This is a genomic window from Catenibacterium sp. CAG:290, assembly GCF_000437715.1.
Classification (GTDB): domain Bacteria; phylum Bacillota_I; class Bacilli_A; order Erysipelotrichales; family Coprobacillaceae; genus Catenibacterium; species Catenibacterium mitsuoka_A.
Genome location: NZ_FR898799.1, coordinates 1 through 20260 on the forward strand (window position 1 = coordinate 1; position 20260 = coordinate 20260).

The 20260-nt window shown below is 33.4% G+C and carries 20 protein-coding genes; 10 read left to right on the forward strand and 10 right to left on the reverse strand.

Features of this window, described 5'->3' with window-relative positions; translation table 11 throughout:
- The first annotated feature begins 31 nt into the window (after window positions 1–31).
- From QVO42_RS04095 to QVO42_RS04110, 4 genes are all read left to right on the forward strand, one after another.
- On the forward strand, window positions 32–1312 hold the full coding sequence (locus QVO42_RS04095; protein ID WP_022424901.1) for a galactokinase: 1281 nt from the start codon (window positions 32–34) through the stop codon (window positions 1310–1312).
- A 218-nt stretch (window positions 1313–1530) separates the two neighbouring features.
- Window positions 1531–2061, forward strand: coding sequence for a YcxB family protein (locus QVO42_RS04100; RefSeq protein WP_022424902.1), 531 nt, complete (start codon window positions 1531–1533; stop codon window positions 2059–2061).
- 148 nt (window positions 2062–2209) lie between these two features.
- A complete protein-coding gene (locus tag QVO42_RS04105) occupies window positions 2210–2971 on the forward strand; it encodes a TatD family hydrolase (RefSeq protein ID WP_022424903.1) in 762 nt (253 codons plus the stop codon).
- Between the two features lie 42 nt (window positions 2972–3013).
- Window positions 3014–3853 (forward strand): MurR/RpiR family transcriptional regulator, encoded by an 840-nt coding sequence (locus tag QVO42_RS04110; protein ID WP_022424904.1) that lies wholly within the window; start codon window positions 3014–3016, stop codon window positions 3851–3853.
- On the opposite strand, the gene QVO42_RS04115 is transcribed toward QVO42_RS04110, so the two are convergent.
- The 4 genes from QVO42_RS04115 to QVO42_RS04130 all read right to left on the reverse strand — a co-directional run bounded on the left by QVO42_RS04115 (window position 3850) and on the right by QVO42_RS04130 (window position 9755).
- A complete protein-coding gene (locus QVO42_RS04115; protein WP_022424905.1) occupies window positions 3850–5250 on the reverse strand; it encodes an ROK family protein in 1401 nt (466 codons plus the stop codon). The genes QVO42_RS04110 and QVO42_RS04115 overlap by 4 nt on opposite strands.
- A gap of 136 nt (window positions 5251–5386) precedes the next feature.
- The gene (locus QVO42_RS04120) at window positions 5387–6745 is read right to left on the reverse strand and encodes a hypothetical protein (RefSeq protein ID WP_022424906.1); all 1359 of its coding nucleotides are present in this window, start codon (window positions 6743–6745) and stop codon (window positions 5387–5389) included.
- 12 nt (window positions 6746–6757) lie between these two features.
- Window positions 6758–9052 (reverse strand): ABC transporter permease, encoded by a 2295-nt coding sequence (locus QVO42_RS04125; RefSeq protein WP_022424907.1) that lies wholly within the window; start codon window positions 9050–9052, stop codon window positions 6758–6760.
- A 1-nt stretch (window position 9053) separates the two neighbouring features.
- Window positions 9054–9755 carry an ABC transporter ATP-binding protein gene (locus tag QVO42_RS04130; RefSeq protein ID WP_022424908.1) on the reverse strand — a complete coding sequence of 234 codons (702 nt, stop codon included), beginning with the start codon at window positions 9753–9755 and terminating at the stop codon, window positions 9054–9056.
- 104 nt (window positions 9756–9859) lie between these two features.
- On the opposite strand from QVO42_RS04130, the gene QVO42_RS04135 reads away from it, so the two are divergent.
- Entirely contained in the window at window positions 9860–10489 is a 630-nt protein-coding gene (locus QVO42_RS04135) for a nitrogenase component 1 family protein (protein WP_022424909.1), read from the forward strand.
- On the opposite strand, the gene QVO42_RS04140 is transcribed toward QVO42_RS04135, so the two are convergent.
- Window positions 10469–10849, reverse strand: coding sequence for a CoA-binding protein (locus QVO42_RS04140; protein ID WP_022424910.1), 381 nt, complete (start codon window positions 10847–10849; stop codon window positions 10469–10471). The two genes, QVO42_RS04135 and QVO42_RS04140, sit on opposite strands and share 21 nt — an antisense overlap.
- Before the next feature lie 145 nt (window positions 10850–10994).
- On the opposite strand from QVO42_RS04140, the gene mnmG reads away from it, so the two are divergent.
- From mnmG to noc, 3 genes are read left to right on the forward strand one after another with little or no spacing between them, the layout of a single operon-like run.
- The gene (gene mnmG / locus QVO42_RS04145) at window positions 10995–12854 is read left to right on the forward strand and encodes a tRNA uridine-5-carboxymethylaminomethyl(34) synthesis enzyme MnmG (protein ID WP_022424911.1); all 1860 of its coding nucleotides are present in this window, start codon (window positions 10995–10997) and stop codon (window positions 12852–12854) included.
- A 1-nt stretch (window position 12855) separates the two neighbouring features.
- The gene (gene rsmG, locus QVO42_RS04150) at window positions 12856–13560 is read left to right on the forward strand and encodes a 16S rRNA (guanine(527)-N(7))-methyltransferase RsmG (protein ID WP_022424912.1); all 705 of its coding nucleotides are present in this window, start codon (window positions 12856–12858) and stop codon (window positions 13558–13560) included.
- Window positions 13532–14341: a nucleoid occlusion protein gene (gene noc, locus QVO42_RS04155; RefSeq protein WP_022424913.1), complete on the forward strand. Its 810-nt coding sequence runs from the start codon at window positions 13532–13534 to the stop codon at window positions 14339–14341. The genes rsmG and noc overlap by 29 nt, the downstream gene beginning before the upstream one ends.
- A 3-nt stretch (window positions 14342–14344) precedes the next feature.
- On the opposite strand, the gene QVO42_RS04160 is transcribed toward noc, so the two are convergent.
- On the reverse strand, window positions 14345–14527 hold the full coding sequence (locus tag QVO42_RS04160) for a hypothetical protein (RefSeq protein WP_022424914.1): 183 nt from the start codon (window positions 14525–14527) through the stop codon (window positions 14345–14347).
- A gap of 76 nt (window positions 14528–14603) precedes the next feature.
- Window positions 14604–15638 carry a lactonase family protein gene (locus QVO42_RS04165; RefSeq protein ID WP_022424915.1) on the reverse strand — a complete coding sequence of 345 codons (1035 nt, stop codon included), beginning with the start codon at window positions 15636–15638 and terminating at the stop codon, window positions 14604–14606.
- A gap of 127 nt (window positions 15639–15765) precedes the next feature.
- Here QVO42_RS04165 and QVO42_RS04170 point away from each other — a divergent pair, with 127 nt between their 5' ends.
- Both QVO42_RS04170 and QVO42_RS04175 read left to right on the forward strand, forming a co-directional pair.
- Window positions 15766–16257: an Lrp/AsnC family transcriptional regulator gene (locus QVO42_RS04170; RefSeq protein WP_006506908.1), complete on the forward strand. Its 492-nt coding sequence runs from the start codon at window positions 15766–15768 to the stop codon at window positions 16255–16257.
- Between the two features lies 1 nt (window position 16258).
- Window positions 16259–17437 (forward strand): aminotransferase class I/II-fold pyridoxal phosphate-dependent enzyme, encoded by a 1179-nt coding sequence (locus tag QVO42_RS04175; RefSeq protein ID WP_022424917.1) that lies wholly within the window; start codon window positions 16259–16261, stop codon window positions 17435–17437.
- Here the strand turns inward: QVO42_RS04175 and QVO42_RS04180 are convergent.
- From QVO42_RS04180 to tgt, 3 genes are read right to left on the reverse strand one after another with little or no spacing between them, the layout of a single operon-like run.
- Complete coding sequence (locus QVO42_RS04180) at window positions 17434–18063, reverse strand: epoxyqueuosine reductase QueH (RefSeq protein ID WP_022424918.1); 630 nt, start codon at window positions 18061–18063, stop codon at window positions 17434–17436. The two genes, QVO42_RS04175 and QVO42_RS04180, sit on opposite strands and share 4 nt — an antisense overlap.
- The gene (queA, locus tag QVO42_RS04185) at window positions 18063–19088 is read right to left on the reverse strand and encodes a tRNA preQ1(34) S-adenosylmethionine ribosyltransferase-isomerase QueA (RefSeq protein ID WP_215657597.1); all 1026 of its coding nucleotides are present in this window, start codon (window positions 19086–19088) and stop codon (window positions 18063–18065) included. Before queA ends, QVO42_RS04180 begins: the two co-directional genes overlap by 1 nt.
- A gap of 4 nt (window positions 19089–19092) precedes the next feature.
- The gene (gene tgt / locus QVO42_RS04190) at window positions 19093–20226 is read right to left on the reverse strand and encodes a tRNA guanosine(34) transglycosylase Tgt (RefSeq protein WP_022424920.1); all 1134 of its coding nucleotides are present in this window, start codon (window positions 20224–20226) and stop codon (window positions 19093–19095) included.
- Between the last annotated feature and the right edge of the window lie 34 nt (window positions 20227–20260).

Below are 20260 nucleotides of genomic sequence, written 5' to 3' on the forward strand. Positions count from 1 at the left end.
GCAACGAAGGCGCGGGGAAATGGAGGAAATAATGAAACTTGCAACACAGATTATTGAAGATATTAAAAATGGTCAGGCAGATGCTTTATTAACTGATATTTATGTAGATGAGTCTTTATTAGATACTCAGAAAGAAAGATATATTGCAGCTATTGAAAAGTTCATCTCACTTTATGGTGATAAGGAAGTAGAAGTATTCTCAGCACCAGGCAGAAGTGAAGTATCTGGTAACCATACAGACCACCAGCATGGTGAAGTATTAGCTGCTGCAATTAACTTAGATATTATTGCGATTACAGCACCTAGAGATGGTGAAATTAAGGTATTATCTGATGATTATGACTTAAAGGCTGTAGCTTTAGATGACTTAGAAAAGAAAGCTGAAGAAGAAGGTACTTCAGAAGGATTAATTAGAGGTACTCTTGCACGCTTTAAGGAATTAGGTCTTCATATTGGTGGTTTTGAAGCTTATATGACAAGTGAAGTATTACAGGGTTCTGGTCTTTCTTCATCAGCCGCATTTGAAGTCATGATTGGTACTGTATTATCAGGTTTATATAATGATATGACAGTAAGTCCAGTATTGATTGCACAGATTGGTCAGTATACAGAAAACGTATATTTTGGTAAACCATGTGGATTAATGGACCAGTGTGCAAGTTCAGTAGGCGCTCTTATTCATATTGATTTTAAAGACAATGATCATCCTGTTGTAGAAAAAGTAGATGTTGATTTCTCTTCATTCCATCATAGTTTATGTATTGTAGATGTTCATGCATCTCATGCAGACTTAACTGATGATTATGCCGCCATTCCTACAGAAATGAAGGAAGTAGCACACTTCTTTGGAAAAGAATTCTTAAGAGAAGTATCAGAAGAAGAATTTAAAGCACATATTCCTGAATTACGTGAAAAGATGAGTGACCGCTGTGTCATCCGTGCATTACACTTCTTTAAGGAAGATGCAAGAGTAGAAAAAGCAGTATCTGCCTTAAAGAACAATGATTTTGATACATTCAAGTCAGTCATCAAATCATCAGGAGACAGTTCTTATAAATACCTACAGAATATCTATTCTAACCATGATGAAACAAACCAGGCAGTTTCTATTGCCTTAGGCTTATCTGAAGATATCCTAGGTAATAAAGGTGTATGTAGAGTACATGGTGGTGGATTTGCAGGTACGATTCAGGCCTTTGTAGAAGATGATTATGTAGAAACATATAAGACTGAAATTGAAAAGTATTTTGGTGAAGGTTCTTGTCATATTCTTAAAGTAAGAAAGTATGGCGGTAAGAAAGTAGAATTATAAGCATTAGAAAACCTCTTTGATATGAGAATCAAAGAGGTTTTCTTTACTATAGAATTGATTTTTTCCAAGTGATGTTCTGCTTATCAAAAAATGCATGTAATCTCTCAATTTCTTCATTACTGTCATTTTTCTTTTCAAAATTGATAATATATAATTATTGTTTATTATGTTAGAATATCTATAGTTGTAAATATTCTTGGTTTGTGAGGTTAGACAGAATGGAACTATTAACTGTTAAAAATAACATAATAAATTATTCGAATTTAAAAAAAGTAAGATTCTTCTTTTTCCATTTTATATACAAATTCTTTGTTCTATGCGGAGCAGTCTTAGCATTATTAGCCGCATTGATTAGCGTATTTAATGGTGATATGTTTGATTTTATTAAATCTTCTCTAGTGTTAGTTATTTTGTGTATATTACCTTTTGTTCAATCAGAAGTTATGTTGAAAAGATTAATAAAACTTCAAAAAGAAAAATATGGATCAGATCAGGTAATTACCGATTTAATATTTGATAATGATGGAATTATTTCAGTTGAACAATCTACTCAAAATAAGAGTAAAATCATGTATAAGGATATTAAACAAGTTAAAGAAACAAAAGAAATTATACTATTTATAACTAAGGCAGGATATACAACATTTTTTGAAAGAAAAAATGTGGAATCAAATGATCTCGAAAAATTAAAACAATTCTTTGATAAACAGAATATTTTATGGGAAAAATCAATATGTAATATATTTTAAGCTTGATAAGTTAACTTCTGAAATAACTATAAGTAGGACAGTAAATGATGCAAGATGGGCTGTTCATTACGACAGCCCTTTACTAATAGGGGGTTTATTCCCCTGTTTTTTTTATGTATACTTGTTTAAAAGCGAGGTAATAAGAAAAATGTTATTTAATACACATACACATTTAAATAGTGAACAATTATTTGAAAATCGTGATTTATATATTCAAAATGCAATAGATAGAGGTGTGAAGTACTTTACTGTTGTAGGTTATGATTTAGAGTCTTCACGTCTTGCAGTACAGATAGCGCATGAGTATGACTTTATTTATGCTGCAGTAGGTATTAGTCCTAATGATTGTAAAGAGACAACAGATGAGGATTTAGAGGCAATAGAAGTACTTGCGAAAGATCCTAAGGTTGTTGCTGTAGGTGAAATAGGATTAGATTACTATTGGGATGAAGTATCTAAAGAAAAACAGATTGACTGTTTTAAGAAACAGTTAGAAATAGCCAAGAGATTATCTTTACCTGTTACTATTCATGCCAGAGATGCTTATGAAGATACATTGGATATTCTTTCTAAGTCAGGTGTAAAGGGTATTATGCATTGTTATAGTGGAAGTTATGAGATGGCTTTAAGATTCATTAAGATTGGTTATTATATTTCTTTGGCAGGTCCTGTTACTTTTAAAAATGCGAAGGTTCCTAAAAGAGTCGCTGAAGGCGTAGATTTAAACTATCTACTTGTAGAAACAGATGATCCTTATCTCACACCAGCACCTTATAGAGGAAAACAGAATGAACCAGGTAATGTCTATTTTGTTGCACAGAAGATTGCTGAACTAAAAGGATTAAGCTACGAAGAAGTCGCCAAACAGACAACAGAGAATGCACTTAAAGTATTCCAGTTAAAGAAATAGTAATTAAAATAGAGTATAATATAGTCTATCAGGAGGCTTTTTATGAACATATATGATAAGCTCGAACAATTATCCCTTACAGAAAGTGAAAAAACACTTATAGACTATGTTATAGAACATTCAGAAGATATTATGAATATGTCTGCATCAGATATTTCTAAGAATAGCTATGTGTCTGTTTCTACTATTTATCGAATTATTGATAAACTAGAACTTTCAGGTTTACAGGCATTTAAATCCCATATTCATTTTGATCGTGAAAGATACCAGAAAGAACTTGTTTCAGTAGACTATAACTATCCTTTCAGGATCAATAACACAAACCATGAAATCATGACTAAAATGTTGAATCTCTATGATCAGACACTTCATTCTACATTAAACCTAGTGAATCTCGATGAATTTGGTAAAATTGTCCAGAAGATGTATGATGCGAATGCTATCGCATTATTTCCTTCTATAGGTAATTTCTTCATGGCTGAGTGTTTTAGACAGAACATGTTAGAAATAGGTAAGGATGTCATAGTAGAAAAACAGATTTTCTATCAAACAAAGGTGGCTGAAACATTAAAAAAAGGAGACCTCGCAATCGTGATCTCCTATGCTAATAGAACACCTCATGTAGAAGATTTCATCCGTGTGATGAATAAGAACCAGGTGACAACTGTTCTTATTTCTTCTACTAAAGAGAGTGAATTATCTAAACTCGTTGATTATCATCTTTATTTTGCATCGTATGAAGATTCAGAAGAAAAGATTGCATCTTTCTCTTCTAGAGCTTCATTACAGTTCTTATTAGACTGTCTCTATGCATGCTATTTTAATAAAGATTATGAAAAGAATATAGACTATCGTATTGTACACTATATTGAACTTTCTTAGTTCTGTGTTGTACTTAATATCATAGTCCCAAGAAGAATATATTCCTGCATGTTATCTACTTTGGTAATAGGCGGAATATATTTTTTTGGTATAAGAGTGGCCATTTCTTCATATAATGGGAGTACATGAGGAATAAAGTCACAATAGAATACAAGTTCCTCAGGACTTAATAAACTGATAATAGATACTAAATAACGGGCGACAACCTCAATACATCCTTCAGGAGACATACTGAGTGTCATTTTATCTTCTGTTAAATCTAAAGGAAGAAATTGTACTTCTCCTACTAAGTTATGCATACCATGTAGTAGGCAGTTATCCACAATAATACCTGCACCACTTATTGCATGTACAGGCTGGAATAAGAAAGCCAGTGAACTTACTTGATCCTGTGAAGAATAATAACCTACAGCTGCTGCATTGACATCATTACATATACATACAGGCAAATGATAACGTTCAGTGAGGACGTCTTCTAATCTCTCTGGTGTTTCCCATCCGACTAAACTTGTAGAAGACACATAACCATCATCAATAATACCTGGAGTCGCAATACCAATATAACGAATACGTGGATAATGAAGACGTGCAATATCAATAATGTCACAAATATCCTGAAGATTAACTATAGGTTTAATCACTTCGTTATCTAATAGTATTTCTTGATTCTTATCATATACACGATAAGCAACATGAATGGATTGTTTATTACGGAAAATAGAGAGAGCCAATGTCTTATGTTTAATTTCTACATCCAACATAACAGGTAAAGGAATCTTCTGCTCAGATTGGTTCTTTTTAATCTCTAATGATTCTTTCACAAGTGTAAAGACGGCTTTTACATCATATTTCGCAAATACTTCAGGTGGTACATTCAAGACAATTTTATCTTTAAGAATATCACATGCTTTAGCATGTAAATAAGAAATCTGTGGGGCTAAAAGAACGACATCATAATCCTGTGCTACATAGTATAAATTATTATAACCACTTGCTTCTGTCACATAAGGAAGACTCATTAATTTAGAGGCTTCATTCATCTTCATCGCAAAATAGCTGGTTGTTAAACCACCACTACAGCACAACAATATTTTAATAGTAGGCGATTCACCAATATGCTTCATATAATGAGTGAGTTCTTTAAATAACTTTATTGCATGATTCAATGTTTTCATCTGGAAATGTAGATAATATTCAATCTCACCAGATTGTGTATTGGTTGCTTTAAACTCTATGATATTCAATGGATTAAAGACAATTTCAATATCGGCATGCTTATTATAGAAATGAATCTCTGTATAGTCTTCATTCACTTTTGTTTCAAAGTCAGGCACTTCCTGCAATAGAATCCATTTCGCAAAGAGTATTGTATAAATATCACTTAAGAAATCATCCATGAATATCACCTCCATGTCCATATTTTAACATACTCACAATCTTTAAATACAGTAACTCTTGAAATATGAAAAATATATATCATATAAGCTAAATTAAAGCTGATAGAAATGAAAAGAACCTTGTGAATGCAAGGTTCTAGGTATCCATCTCAAAGATGAATTTAGTATTTGTGATATTGTTTCCTGATAGACCACTATAATGGTCTTTTTCTTTTAACTTCTTAATTGTAGTTATATCAGTGATTTTTTGAATACCTTCCTGATCAAATAGACTCATTCCTTCAGATAAGCTTTTTGCGCCAGTTGTAAGAGTCTGGTATTGTTGAGAAAGTTCATTCCCAGCTTGACTCAACTCTGATAAGCTAGAAGATAATGTCTCTAATTGTCTTGATACAGGACTTTGAGAAAGCAGTTGTGAGAGTTGTTCAAGACTCTTCTTATTTGACATTAAGCTTTCCTGAACACCTTCACTAATCGCTCTGTTTACTGCAGCACGCTGTTCATCAGTGAGATCAATGTTATTTATTTTAGATTGAATCAGTTCTGTAGGATCCTTCATAGAAGATATTAAGTTTTTAATCAGTGCCTGTGTAGACGCATCATATTGTTTAGAACCTTCTAACAATGCATTGGCTCCTTCACTTACTTTTGACACATTGGACATATATGTATGAAGATATTGTCCATACGTTGTACATCCTGCGAGTAATTGTGCTGAACCTTCTACTAACTTCTGTGATGATTGATTTAATTGATCCGTTGTCTTTGTGAGTTCACTTAAGTCTAAATCTTTAAAGATACCTTCAGTAAATATAGTACTCATATAGTCACATTGGAAGCTCTTGATCTTCATAGTCACTTCCATAGAATCCTTGAATGGTTCATAACCAGGACATCCTATTCCAACAATGGCTTGATAATCATCCATCAACATACTCTTCCCATTCTTCACTTCAATATCACTGACTGTTTCTTGAGGAAGAAGCATAATAGTAGTCGCTACAAAAGGAGTCTCAGTATTATTTTTATACTTAAATACAGCCTTTAATGTCCCTGTTTTACCTTTGATATCTGTCACTTTCTGTCCATCCAAATAATAAGTCACATCGACACCAACAGGAAGTGCTGCATCTAAAGTACCTTCATACTGAATACTATTCTTATTATTCTCTATCAATAATTGATGATTATTCAAAGTTATATTCTCATCACCCTTATTACTGATATCCTTTAATACAGTTGTATCTTGAATAAGATCACCTTCACTTATAGAAGGAATAGTCACTTCCGCTTTTGTGCTTTTTATCTCTCCAAGTGTATTTGTCTTTACAGTAATGGTTTCACTCTTATTTACTGCTTCCTTTACATCATGTCCATTAGTTGTAAGTACAACAGGTGTTTCTTCTTTAATAGTCTTTGTTTTATTAGTCTTTGTCTCCGTTGTACATCCTGTAAGCATGATACAACATAGTATCGCTATTAACTTCTTATTCATACAAGTCCCCCCCTATTCCACATTCTTCAATGCATCCTGCATTGGAATCTTTTTAATCTTTTGATACTCAATTAACATCACTATGAAATAACTGATAAAACCAATAACGATTGTCTTTAAGAAAGTAAGGTTACTTACCGTTAAAGGCATCCATCCTGCCATCTCCTCTTTCATCATTGCCTCAAATATAGGCTTTAATATCGCATAATCTAATGGCACAGTGAGAAGAATAAACAAAGATACAATAATAGATGTCGATACAATATAAATAGAACTTACTTCATGATTGGTATAACCAAGAATCTTAGTCATAGAAATAGATTGCGCATTCTTTTCAATAATTGTTTTTGTAAGAAGATAAATAAGCACAATAAACATGATGACAGCCATTCCACAAAGTAAATAAGCCATACCTCCCATAGAAACATTCAATTGTCGAGATACTTTACTTAATGAATCATAATCAATAGTAGTTCCTATATACTTTTCATTGATATCAGTAATAGGATTCTTAGAGAAATATCCAGAAAAATAATCATCATCTAAATCAAATAACTGATTCATTTTTTTCTGATTCATGAATATCGCAATCGCACCTGGATAGTTATATTCTCCACTGACCTTTAATGTATACTTCTTATTTGTATACTCTGTCTTTAAGTGAAGTACATCGCCCTTATGGATATGATATTTATTTGCATAAGCACTTGATACATAAACACCATCATTAATAGAAACATAACGACTGTTCTTCTTTACTCCATATACAGTCACCGTATCCAAAGTATTGTCTTCCATCTTTAAGCTATAAGCACTAAACTTCTCAGCTGTCTTTTCTTCTGTTTCTATTCCTTTTGTGAAAGTATAAGCTTCTATCATATTAGAAAAACTCTTTTCACTAGACTGCAAGCTTGCTGGTACTTTAAGAATATATTGATAATCCGCAAACATATTCTGTTTAATATTGGTTCCATAGGAATTGATAATATCTGGCATCGCAAGTCCAAATAATAAGATCATATTCGCAAACATTAATCCAATAAACATTACCAAATAATGGGCTTTATTCTGAAGAATAATACGTGTTCTAAAACGTGTAATAAAAGGAATACGTGTGGACAAAGGCATGACATGTGACTGTTTATGTCTCTTTAAATCTCTTCTTAAGAATTTAAGAGGAGATAGAGACAACTGTCTATTTAATATAAAGAGATTAATAATAAACATGAGTATAACAGGTATAATTGTTGTCTGAATAAAAGCACTTGCACTCCATACTGTTTGATAAGTCGTTAAACTATAACTGGCATAATATAAATTCGCCATAGTCGTTCTAAAATAGGTATAACCTAGAATATTACCTATCAAGGCACTAATAAGTGTCACAATAATAGGAAGTGTCATATAGTGACTGATTAATTCTTTCTTTGTATAACCAGATGCAAGTAATGTCCCAATCACATTAGATTCTTTCTGGATTGTATTGGTCATAGTGACTGCAAACACAAATGCGATAATCACAATCATGATATATAAGAGAAGTCTGACCATCACGCCATCACTACCCATATCATCACCAGTAAAATGAATAGCTTGATTCTCATATTGAGGAATATATTCTTCTAGATGTACTTCTTTATTCAATAACTTTAAGAATGATTCAGATTTCTTTTCTTCATTCTTTGGTTTATTTGTATAAAGCCATGAATAACTATAGGTCATATGTGTTGTATCCCATTGATTAAATAAAGAAGGTTGTACAACAGCCACACCAAACTTGATGGCATCAAACATCGTATCGCTGTTATTCTCAAATAATGCGGAATAATCTGGTAAAGCCACTAAACCACAGATCTTTAATGAATGATTCTGACTCTTAATCGTATCCCCGATAGATAACTTGTTGTTGACGGCATACATGCGATCTATCGCAATTTCTTTATCATTTTGAGGAAGTCTTCCTTTCATCACACATACTTTATTCACACTTTGAGGTGTCGCAAAGATACGTAATTTATTTCCATTGATCAATGTTTCTTCTACATAGGAATGATCATAAAGACGCACACCAGCTTTAGAAATATTGATCAATGACTGATTATTTAGTTTCTTATCTACATTAAAGTGACCATCTTCAATCGTATACTTCTCAAAACTTTCATTATAAGCTTTGATCATACTCTCATCCGCCACAATAAAACCAGATACAAGACCAATCATACCTGTCATCAATAAGAAGATGACAAGATACTTACTCCAGTCTTCTTTTAATTCACGTATAAAACGTTTATTTAATGGATTCTTCATACTACCAATCCACCTCATTGACTCGTTTACGATTTGTATTGATATAGTCTTCTTTAATTCTTCCATCATGTAATACAAATATATGATTCGCAATATACTTAATAGATTCATTATGAGTCACCATGATGATTGTATTTCCAAACTTTTCATTAATATCACAGATCAACTGTAATATATCCTGAGAAGTACGATAATCAAGTGCACCTGTTGGTTCATCACAAAGAAGAATATCTGGATTCTTTACAACTGCACGTCCGATTGCAGTACGTTGCTGCTGTCCACCTGATAATTGATTAGGTAGTTTATTCTGGTGTTCATATAAACCAAGTGTATGTAATAAATCATCAATATCCAAAGGCTTCTTACTTAAATAAGCACCTACTTCGATATTCTCTCTCACTGTTAAGTTAGGAATTAAATTATACATCTGGAATATATAACCTAGATGATCACGTCTGTAATAACTTAATTCCTTCTCTTTCATTGTCTTTAAACGATGTTTATTAATAATAAGTTCTCCCTCATCTAAACTATCAATACCCCCAATAATATTAAGTAGTGTAGATTTACCAGAACCAGAAGGACCAAGTAGTACACAAAATTCCCCTTGATTAATAGTCATATCAATCCCCTTTAATACATCAATATGACTCTCTCCCTGTCCAAAAGATTTCTTTAACCCTTTTATTTCTAAAAAGTTCATAACATCTCCTCCTGTGTTAGTATTACCTAACTATATTATAACCGAATAGTTAGTTCGTGCAAACTAAAAACTATGATATAATGAAGAAAAAATGAGGTACATATATGAATTATACAGAAGAAGAATTATGCACATTAGTCGATCAATTACCAGACATTCAATATAACTTACAGATGCCTGTAACTTCTATTAATCTATTAGGTTTAACACCTGATTTATTTGATGAAGAAGTCTATGAAATATTAAAGGATTATTTTACTGAACAGAAATACAATGTCCTTACAACTTTCTTATATCATGATACATCACTTGATATGGCCGGTTATGCAGATGTAAATATTGTAGTATCAGTGAAAGGATTAAAGATTGCTGAATTATTAAAAGAGAAGTATGGCACGCCTTATGTCGTAGGCTTTCCTTATGGGAAGTTCTCTTCTTATTTCTTTATGGCTGTTGAACAGGCATTAGAAACAGGCATTGACCAGATTCCTTATCAGAACTTCTTTAGATTACAGACAGAACAGATGATTCAATTACATGGTGATCCTGTCATTATGAGTTCTATTGGTTTCTCTTTATCCCAGCAATATGATTTTGGTTATCAAGTGATATCAGATAGAAAAGAAACATTAGGTACAGTAGATTTGAAAGATACTAAAAAAGATGATATCCAAGTCGATATCACCTTCCCATTACATGAATCTATATTTGATTTAACCATTCATGACTTGTAATACACAATTTTCTATTGTTTCTATTCCCTGGTCATGAAAAGCATGAAGTAATTCTTCATCATAAGTTCCTGGCTGCATCCAGGCATACTTAATACCAAGCTCTCTCATATCTCTTATATAAGTCATACCAATTGTTTTATTGACGACAAAAACAACAACATCTACAGGATACTCTATATCCATCAGAGATGTATACATCTTATCATTGTCTATTGTGTCATACTTAGGAGATATACCATACACATGCTTACCTGCATTCTTTAAACGTTGATATATTTGATAACTATACTTACTAGGATCAGGACTCATCCCAATGATACAATAATTATTATAGATCTTTAAAATATCTCTTTCTTTCACCGTTCATCACCGTTTTCATTATATCATATCACCAACATTTTTGACTGAATTTTACACCATAATAATGCATTTGTGGTATAATGACAAACGCGAATTGATGTGTTAATATAAACACGTATTAAATAAGAAAGGAAGGTCGTTTATAGTGTACGATATTATAGTTGTAGGTGCTGGCCATGCAGGTATTGAAGCATGTCTCGCTGGTGCAAGAACAGGAAATAAAACATTACTTATTACAAGCAACTTCTCTAATGCAGGAAGCATGCCTTGTAATACATCCATCGGAGGACCTGCAAAGGGCATTATTGTAAGAGAAATAGATGCACTTGGGGGACAGATGGGTAAAACTACAGATGCGACTTACCTTCAGATGAAGATGTTGAATACTGCGAAAGGACCAGGTGTTCAGTCTCTTCGTGCACAGGCAGATAAGAAAGCTTATCCACGCTATATGCAGAAAGTATTAAAGCAGCAGGAAAATCTTGATATTGTAGAAGCCATGGTAGAGGATTTGATTGTAGAAGGTGATGAGTGTAAGGGTGTTATCCTTGCAGATGGTACTCGCTATGAATCTCATACTACAATTCTTACTACAGGAACTTATTTAAAGGCTGAAGTCCTTGTAGGTCATTCTAAGACTCCTAGTGGACCAGATAAACAGAAGGAAAGCTTATATTTATCAAGTAAGTTAAAGGATTATGGATTTAGAATCCAAAGATTAAAGACAGGTACACCACCTCGTGTAGAAATCAATTCTATTGATTATTCAAAAACAACAGTACAGCCTGGTACAGATGCGAAACTTTCATTCTCATATGAAACAACACATTTCACACCAGTAGAAGATCAGACTGTATGTTACTTAACATATACAACGGCAGAAACACATAAACTCATTAGAGATAATCTAGATAAATGTGCGATGTTCTCAGGACTTATTAAAGGTATTGGACCACGTTATTGTCCATCTATTGAAGATAAGGTTGTTAAGTTTGCGGATAAGGAAAGACATCAGATCTTCCTAGAACCAGAATCTAAGGAAATGAATACAATCTATGTACAGGGATTCTCTACATCAATGCCTCATGATATTCAGGAAAAGCTGGTACATTCATTACCAGGACTTGAAAACTGCACTATTTTAAAATACGCATATGCGATTGAATATGATGCGATTGATCCATTACAGTTATGGCCTAGTCTAGAAACAAAGGTTTTAAAAAATCTCTTTACTGCAGGTCAGATCAATGGTACTTCAGGTTATGAAGAAGCAGCAGGTCAGGGTCTTATTGCCGGTATTAATGCGTCTAAGAAGGTAAAGGGCAATAAACCTTTAATCTTGAAACGTGATGAAGCTTATATTGGTGTATTGATTGATGACTTAGTGACTAAAGGTACTAAAGAACCATATCGTATGTTAACAAGTCGTGCTGAATATAGATTATTATTAAGACATGATAATGCGGATGAAAGATTAAGAAAATATGGCCATGATGCAGGTCTTGTAAATGATGAAGTCTATTCACGTTATCTAGATAAAATGAATCGTATCCATGCTGAAATAGAACGTCTTGATACCATTCATTTCTCACCTAAGAGTGAAATCAATGACCTCTTAGAAGAGAAGGGCTCAACACGTTTAAAAGAAGGTGTAACTGCCCGTGCTATTCTTCAAAGACCAGAATTAGTTTATGAAGACTTATTACCTTATATTGAACATGTTGACTTAACTGAAGAAGAAATGAGAAGAGTCACTATTCTTATTAAATATAAGGGATATATTGAAAAAACACTAAGACAAGTAGAAAAAGTAAAGAATATGGAAGAAAAGCAGATTCCTGCTGACTTAAACTATGATGATGTATTAAACTTATCATTAGAAGCAAGACAGAAACTAAAGAAGGTCAGACCTGTCACTATTGGTCAGGCAACACGTATTTCTGGTATTAATCCTGCAGATATTTCTGTTTTACTTATTCACTTAAAAACACAATACGGAGATTAATATGACACAACAAGAATTTATTGTGAGCTTAGAAGAAAAAGGCATTGTGCTTTCAGAAAAACAGATTGAACAGTTTGAAAAGTATTATGAAATACTTGTAGAATGGAATGAGAAGATGAATTTAACCGCTATTACAGATAGAGAAGGTGTTTATTTAAAACACTTCTATGATTCTCTTACAATTGCGTTTGATTTCCCATTCTCTAATCAAACAATCTGCGATGTAGGTGCAGGTGCTGGATTCCCTTCAGTTCCACTTAAAATCGTTTATCCAGAATTAAATGTCACTATTGTAGATTCTTTGAATAAGAGAATTACATTCTTGAATCATTTATTTAAAGAATTAGAATTAGATCATATTCAAGCAGTTGCATCACGTGCTGAAGATTTCTGTAAAGATCATCGTGAATCATTTGATATTGTCATGGCACGTGCGGTTGCAAGATTAAATATCTTAGATGAACTTTGTCTCCCATTAGTGAAGAAAGATGGTTACTTCCTTTCATTAAAAGGACTCAAAGCCCTTGAAGAATTAAAAGATGCGAAGGGAGGCATAAAGGTACTTGGAGGAGAAGTGATGGATGATTTTACTTTTACTTTAAGTGATCAGAATGATCATCGTCATAACATCGTGATCAAGAAAGTGAAATCAACACCTGCAAAGTACCCAAGAAACTATGGACAAATTAAGAAGAAGCCTTTATAGAAAGAAAAGGAACGTTATTAAAGATGCTTATTGTTTCTTAGACATCAATGATATTGTTGCGAATAAGGAACAGCCAAGAACTCATTTTGAAGATGAGAAGATCCAGGAACTCGCTGAATCTATTATGCAGAATGGTCTCTTACAGCCTATCGTAGTCAGAGAATATGAAGGTAAATATCAGATTGTTGTAGGGGAAAGAAGATACCGTGCCTGTAAACTAGCAGGTATTACAGAAGTACCATGTATTATTCAGGAACTTGATGACAATCAGACTGCCAATGCCGCATTAGTAGAAAATATTCAAAGAGAAAATCTTTCAGCGATAGAAGAAGCCTTAGCTTATCAGCAGATTTTAGATACACAGGGTTTAACACAAGCCCAACTCGCTGAAAAGGTAGGTAAGAAGCAGTCTACAGTAGCTAATAAACTTAGACTCTTAAAGCTTCCTATCACTGTACAGGAATCAGTTAAGAAAAAAGAAATCTCTGAAAGACATGCCCGTGCTTTATTAAAACTAGAAGATACAGCACAACAAAATAATATGTTGAAGGAGATTCTTGAACAGAATTTGACTGTCGATGAAACAGAAAAAAGAATTGCGAAACTATTAACACCTAAAAAAGAAAAACCACGTGTACGTAAATTCTCTAGAAGTGTTAAAATTGCAATCAATACAATCAATCAAGCAGTAAAGATGGTCACTGATGCAGGAACTGATGTAGAAGAAAACATCGATGAAACAGATGACGAAGTCATCATTACTCTAAAAGTAAAGAAGTAGGTCCTAATTATTAGGATCTACTTCTTTTTTAAATCTTTCTGGAATTCTATTATGGAACACAATATCCATAACTTCATCATAACTAAATTCATAACATTCATCTGTTTCAGTTACATGTATTCTTAATACATCACCTCTCTCTGCTTCTGTTAAGAATAAATATAAATTTCTCATCAATTCTTCCATAGAGAACCTCCTATATATTTATTCTCAAAGAATCTTTAAATTACTTAATGATATATTAAAAAAGATTGAGCTAAGCTCAATCTTCAACACATACGCATACAGGTGCAGGAATCTCTAATTCAGAATCTGTCATCAATAGCTTTTCATTCTCTTCATCAAAAGTAAGTACCTGAAGTTTATTATCTTCCTGTGCACCTACAATAACATACTTATCATCAATAATATTGAAGTCTCTTGGTTCTTTACCAGTATGTACCATATAAAGTAAAGAAATCTTACCATTCTCTTTATTGACTCTATATAAGGCAATAGAATTATGACCTCTATTAGAAATAAGTAGATGTTCTCCACTCTTTGTGAGATGAATTGCGGCAGCTGCATTAAATCCCTTAAAATGACGTGGAACACAATGAATGGCCTGAACTAAACTCATACGACCCTCATTATATTTAAAGACCATGATCTTATTCGCAATCTCATTAATGAGATAACCAAAACGTCCATCCTGTGAGAAAATCAAATGTCTAGGACCAGAACCAGGTACAACATTTACTGTATAATCTGTATTCTCTTTAAGAACACCATCTTTATAATTGTACATCACAATCTTATCAGCACCTAAATCTACAGCATATAAGAAACGTCTGTCAGGTGTAAAACCTACATTATGTACATGAGGTGCAGTCTGTCTCTTTAATAAATCAGGCCCCATACCAGTATGTCTCACAGCACCAATCTTATGATCAATACGATAATTTTCTAGTTTATAAGCAGCTGTTGCACCAACATGATAGTTTGCAGCAAAGATATACTTATTATCATCAGAGATACATAAATGTGTATAACTTCTACCAGAAGAAGAATAGTTATTATTAAGAATCAATTCATTCTTATGAATACTAAAACTTCCTAATCCTCCACCTTCATTATTAGATCTTGCATTCTTATAAGATACATAAAGTTCTTTATTCTTCGTAATCAGATATGATGGAAAATCTTGAGTTAAAATCTGTTGTATTTTCTTTAATTCTAATGTTTCTTCATTAAAAGAAACGATATAGATTCCTTTATCGTTACCTTTACCGTAACTTGCAACATAAAACGTTTTCATAGGACACCTCCACATGAAAATATTTTATCACAATTATTCTCTATTTACTAATGAGTTTCATTATTATAAAATGATTGTACAATAGTCAAAGGAGGACAAAAGGTTGGATAATAAGGAACTTTTATCTATGAGTGATGGTCTTTTAATTCAATTATTACAGAAAAATGCAAGATATAAGGTTTCTGACCTAGCCGCCGCGCTAGCAGAATCTAAAGACAGCATTGTAGAAAGATTAAATAGACTAGAAAAAGAGAAGATTATTTGTGGTTACCATACTATTGTCAACTGGGACAAGACAAATACTGAACTTGTGACTGCGATGATTGAGATTAATGCGATTCCTGAAAGAGAATATGGTTATGATCGTATTGCGTCACACATTTATAAGTACGAAGAAATTGAAACAATGTATTTATTATCTGGTGATTATGATTTTATGTGCATTGTAAAGGGTCGTACTATGCAGGAAGTCGCGCACTTTGTTGCATCTAAATTAGCATGTATTCCTGGTGTTACAGGAACAAAAACAACATTTGTGTTAAAGCCATATAAGACAGATGGACATGTCCTAGTAGATGATGAAGATGGTAAAAATACGCGACTGGTGGTGACTCCATAAAATGGATTATGAGAAGAAATTAAGTACTGCAGCACAAACTATTAAACCAAGTGGTATTCGTAAGTTCTTTGATCTTGCGAACCAGATGGAAGGTGTTATTTCATTAGGTGTAGGGGAACCTGATTTTGCGACACCTTGGAAGATTAGAGAAGCTGCAATCTATTCAATTGAAAAAGGACGTACTTTCTATACTGCAAACAGAGGTTTATTAGAATTACGTCAGGAAATTAGTAATTATTATTATCGTCGTTTTGGTGTACATTATGATCCTGAAAATGAAATTATTGTGACTGTAGGTGGTTCAGAAGGTATCGATATCGCAGTAAGAGCCTTAATGAATCCAGGTGATGAAATGATTATCTTAGACCCAGGATATGTCGCTTATGAACCAAGTGTTATTCTTTCAGGAGGAGTACCTGTAAGAATTCACCTAGAAGAAAAAGATGAATTCAAATTAACACCTGAAAAGCTCAAAGCAGCTATTACACCAAAAACAAAGGTCATGTTGATCAACTTCCCATCAAATCCAACAGGTGGGGCAATGACAAGAGAAGACTATGAGAAACTTGTACCGATTATTAAAGAATCAGGTATTATCGTTATATCAGATGAAATTTATGCAGAATTAAGTTATGAAGAACCATTTAGTACATTGGCTTCATTCCCAGAAATCAGAGATCAGATTGTTGTCATCAATGGTTTCTCTAAAGCTTATGCTATGACAGGCTGGAGATTAGGTTATGTCCTTGCAAACCCAGTACTCTCTAAGGCAATGTGTAAGATTCATCAGTATATTATCATGTCAGCACCTACTGGTGCACAATATGGTGCAATAGATGGACTGAGACATTGTGATAAAGAAGTAGAAGAAATGAGAGCCTCTTATCTCTCACGTAGAAACTTCCTTGTAAAAACATTTAATGATATGGGACTTCATACATTTAACCCAATGGGTGCTTTCTATGTATTCCCATGTATCCGTTCTACAGGACTCACATCTGAAGAATTCTGTGAAGAACTATTAAATGATCAGAAGGTAGCCTGTGTACCAGGTACAGCCTTTGGTGATGCTGGAGAAGGATTTATTCGTGTCTCTTATGCATACTCACTAGAAGAATTAAAAATTGCGACTGAGAAGATTAAACTATTCTTAGATAACTTAAAAAACAGATCTCATTAGAGGTCTGTTTTTTCTCTTTCTAGCATCTCCTGATAGCTATAAACACAGCCACAGTAGTTCTGTCTATACATATGATATTCATCACTCATACGTGTTGATTTCAAATAACCATTATCCTTCTTAAAATCACTATGAAGGAATTTTGGCGTTTCTAGATCTAAATCATCACCAATCTCATTGATCCATTGGCTATTCTTATGAGGAGAAACAGACAACACAGTTGTCCAATAATCAAAACCATGCATTCTAGCATAATCTCTTGCTTTCTCCATTCTTACTTTATAACACACATAACAGCGGTAGCCCTTTTCCCCAGTATCCTTATATGGCGCAATATGCGTTAAATACTCTTCAGGATCATAGGCATCTTCTACCACTTGTACATTCTGGTTCTCTTTATCATTGAACTCTTTCACAAATCTTTCTAACTCAGATTCACGACGATGATACTCATCAGCAGGGTAGATATTACTATTTGTATAATAAATAGTAATATCAAAGTACTGACATAACTCTTTAATTACATTAGAAGAACAAGGACCACAGCATGCATGAAGCAATAACTTTGGACGTCCTTCTAAATGTTTAAGAGTCTCCAACATCACTAAACGATAATTCTGTTTCATTAGTGAATAAACATTGCATCACCAAATGAGAAGAAACGATACTTCTCATTTACTGCAATCTTATAGGCATTTAAGATATGTTCTCTACCTGCAAGAGCACTTACAAGCATCACTAATGTAGATTTAGGAAGATGGAAGTTTGTGATCAATGCATCAATACCAGTAAATGTATAACCAGGATAAATAAAGATATTTGTATTTTCATGAGTTGCTTTGAAGCATCCATATTTAGAATGGTTGGCTTCTAGTGTACGGCAAGAAGTAGTACCCACCGCAATAATACGTCTACCTTCTTTTTTAGCCTGATTTAATTTTTCAGCGACTTCTTCACTGATTTCATAATATTCACTATGCATATGATGTTCTAATACATTTTCTACCTTAACAGGTCTAAATGTACCTAAACCAACATGTAAAGTCACATCTAGGATTTCAACCCCTTTTTCTCTTACTTTCTGAAGTAGTTCTTCAGTAAAATGTAAGCCTGCAGTAGGGGCAGCAGCACTACCTTCTACCTTTGCATAGACTGTCTGATAACGATCAGGATCATTTAACTTTTCTTTAATATATGGTGGTAAAGGCATAATACCTAACTGATCAAGAATTTCATAGAAAATTCCATCATAAATCATCTTGAAGATACGAATACCTTCTTCTCTGATTTCAGTACACTGAGCCTTTAAACGACCATCACCAAAAGTAATCACAGTACCTAGCTTTACAATCTTCGCATTACCTACTAAACATTCCCATAAATCATCATGAAGATCCTTTAATAAAAGAACTTCTACATGTCCACCAGTTTCTTCCTTAAGACCATAAAGACGTGCTGGAATAACCTTTGTATTATTTCTTACAAGCACATCACCAGGCTTTAGATAATCGAGAATATCATAGAAATGTTTATGTTCAACATTTCCTGTTTCTTTATCTAGAACCATTAAACGTGAAGTATCACGTTTCTTTAATGGTGTCTGTGCAATTAATTCTTCTGGGAGATCATAATCAAATAATTCAATATCCATAAAACTAAAACGCCCTTTCATAAACATCACGACCATACTGTTCTAAGAATTCTTCCTTAAAATCAGCTAAACGGTCTTCTTGAATTGCTTTTCTAATATCTGCTGCAAGATCTAATAAGAATGCAACATTGTGAATAGATAATAAAGACTTACCAAAGATTTCATCACACTTGTGAAGATGTCTTAAATAAGCTCTTGTATAATTTCTACATGCATAACAATGACACTTATCATCAATAGGAGTAAAGTCACGTTTATACTTTTCATTATTGATATTCATACGTCCATGATGAGTCATAAGTGCACCATGTCTTGCGACACGTGTAGGAAGTACACAGTCAAACATATCAATACCTCTCATAGCACCTTCAATTAAATCAATAGGATTACCTACGCCCATTAAATATCTAGGCTTATCTTCAGGTAACCACTTAACACTATCTTCAATCATCTTATACATGATTGGTTTAGGTTCACCTACAGAAGTACCACCAATAGAATAACCAGGGAAATCCATATCAACTAAAGTCTTAGCACTTAGTTCACGTAAATCTGCAAACTCACCACCCTGGACAATACCAAATAAAGCCTGGTCTTCTCTCTTATGTGCTTCCTGACCTCTCTTAGCCCATCTTAATGTTCTTTCTACAGAGTTCTTCATATAATCATGAGTACATGGATAAGGTGCACATTCATCAAAACTCATAATAATATCAGCCCCTAAATCTTCCTGAATTGCGATAGACTTTTCAGGAGATAAGAATAGCTTAGAACCATCTACAATACTCTTGAAGGTAACACCTTCTTCTTCAATCTTACGTGTCTTACCTAATGAGAATACCTGGAATCCTCCAGAGTCTGTAAGAATAGGTCCATCATAGTTCATGAACTGATGAAGCCCTCCTGCATCTCTTACAATATCACTTCCTGGTCTTAACCATAAATGATAAGTATTCGCAAGTACAACCTGAGAGCCCATTTCTTTAAGCTGTTCAGGAGAAATACCTTTTACTGTTGCCAGTGTTCCTACAGGCATGAACATAGGTGTTTCTACATCACCATGTGGTGTATGAAGAATCCCATATCTTGCGCCTGTCTGTTTACATACGTGTTTACATTCATACCAAAAATCTTTCATTATATCACCTCGATAACCTTGCCTATTATACGAA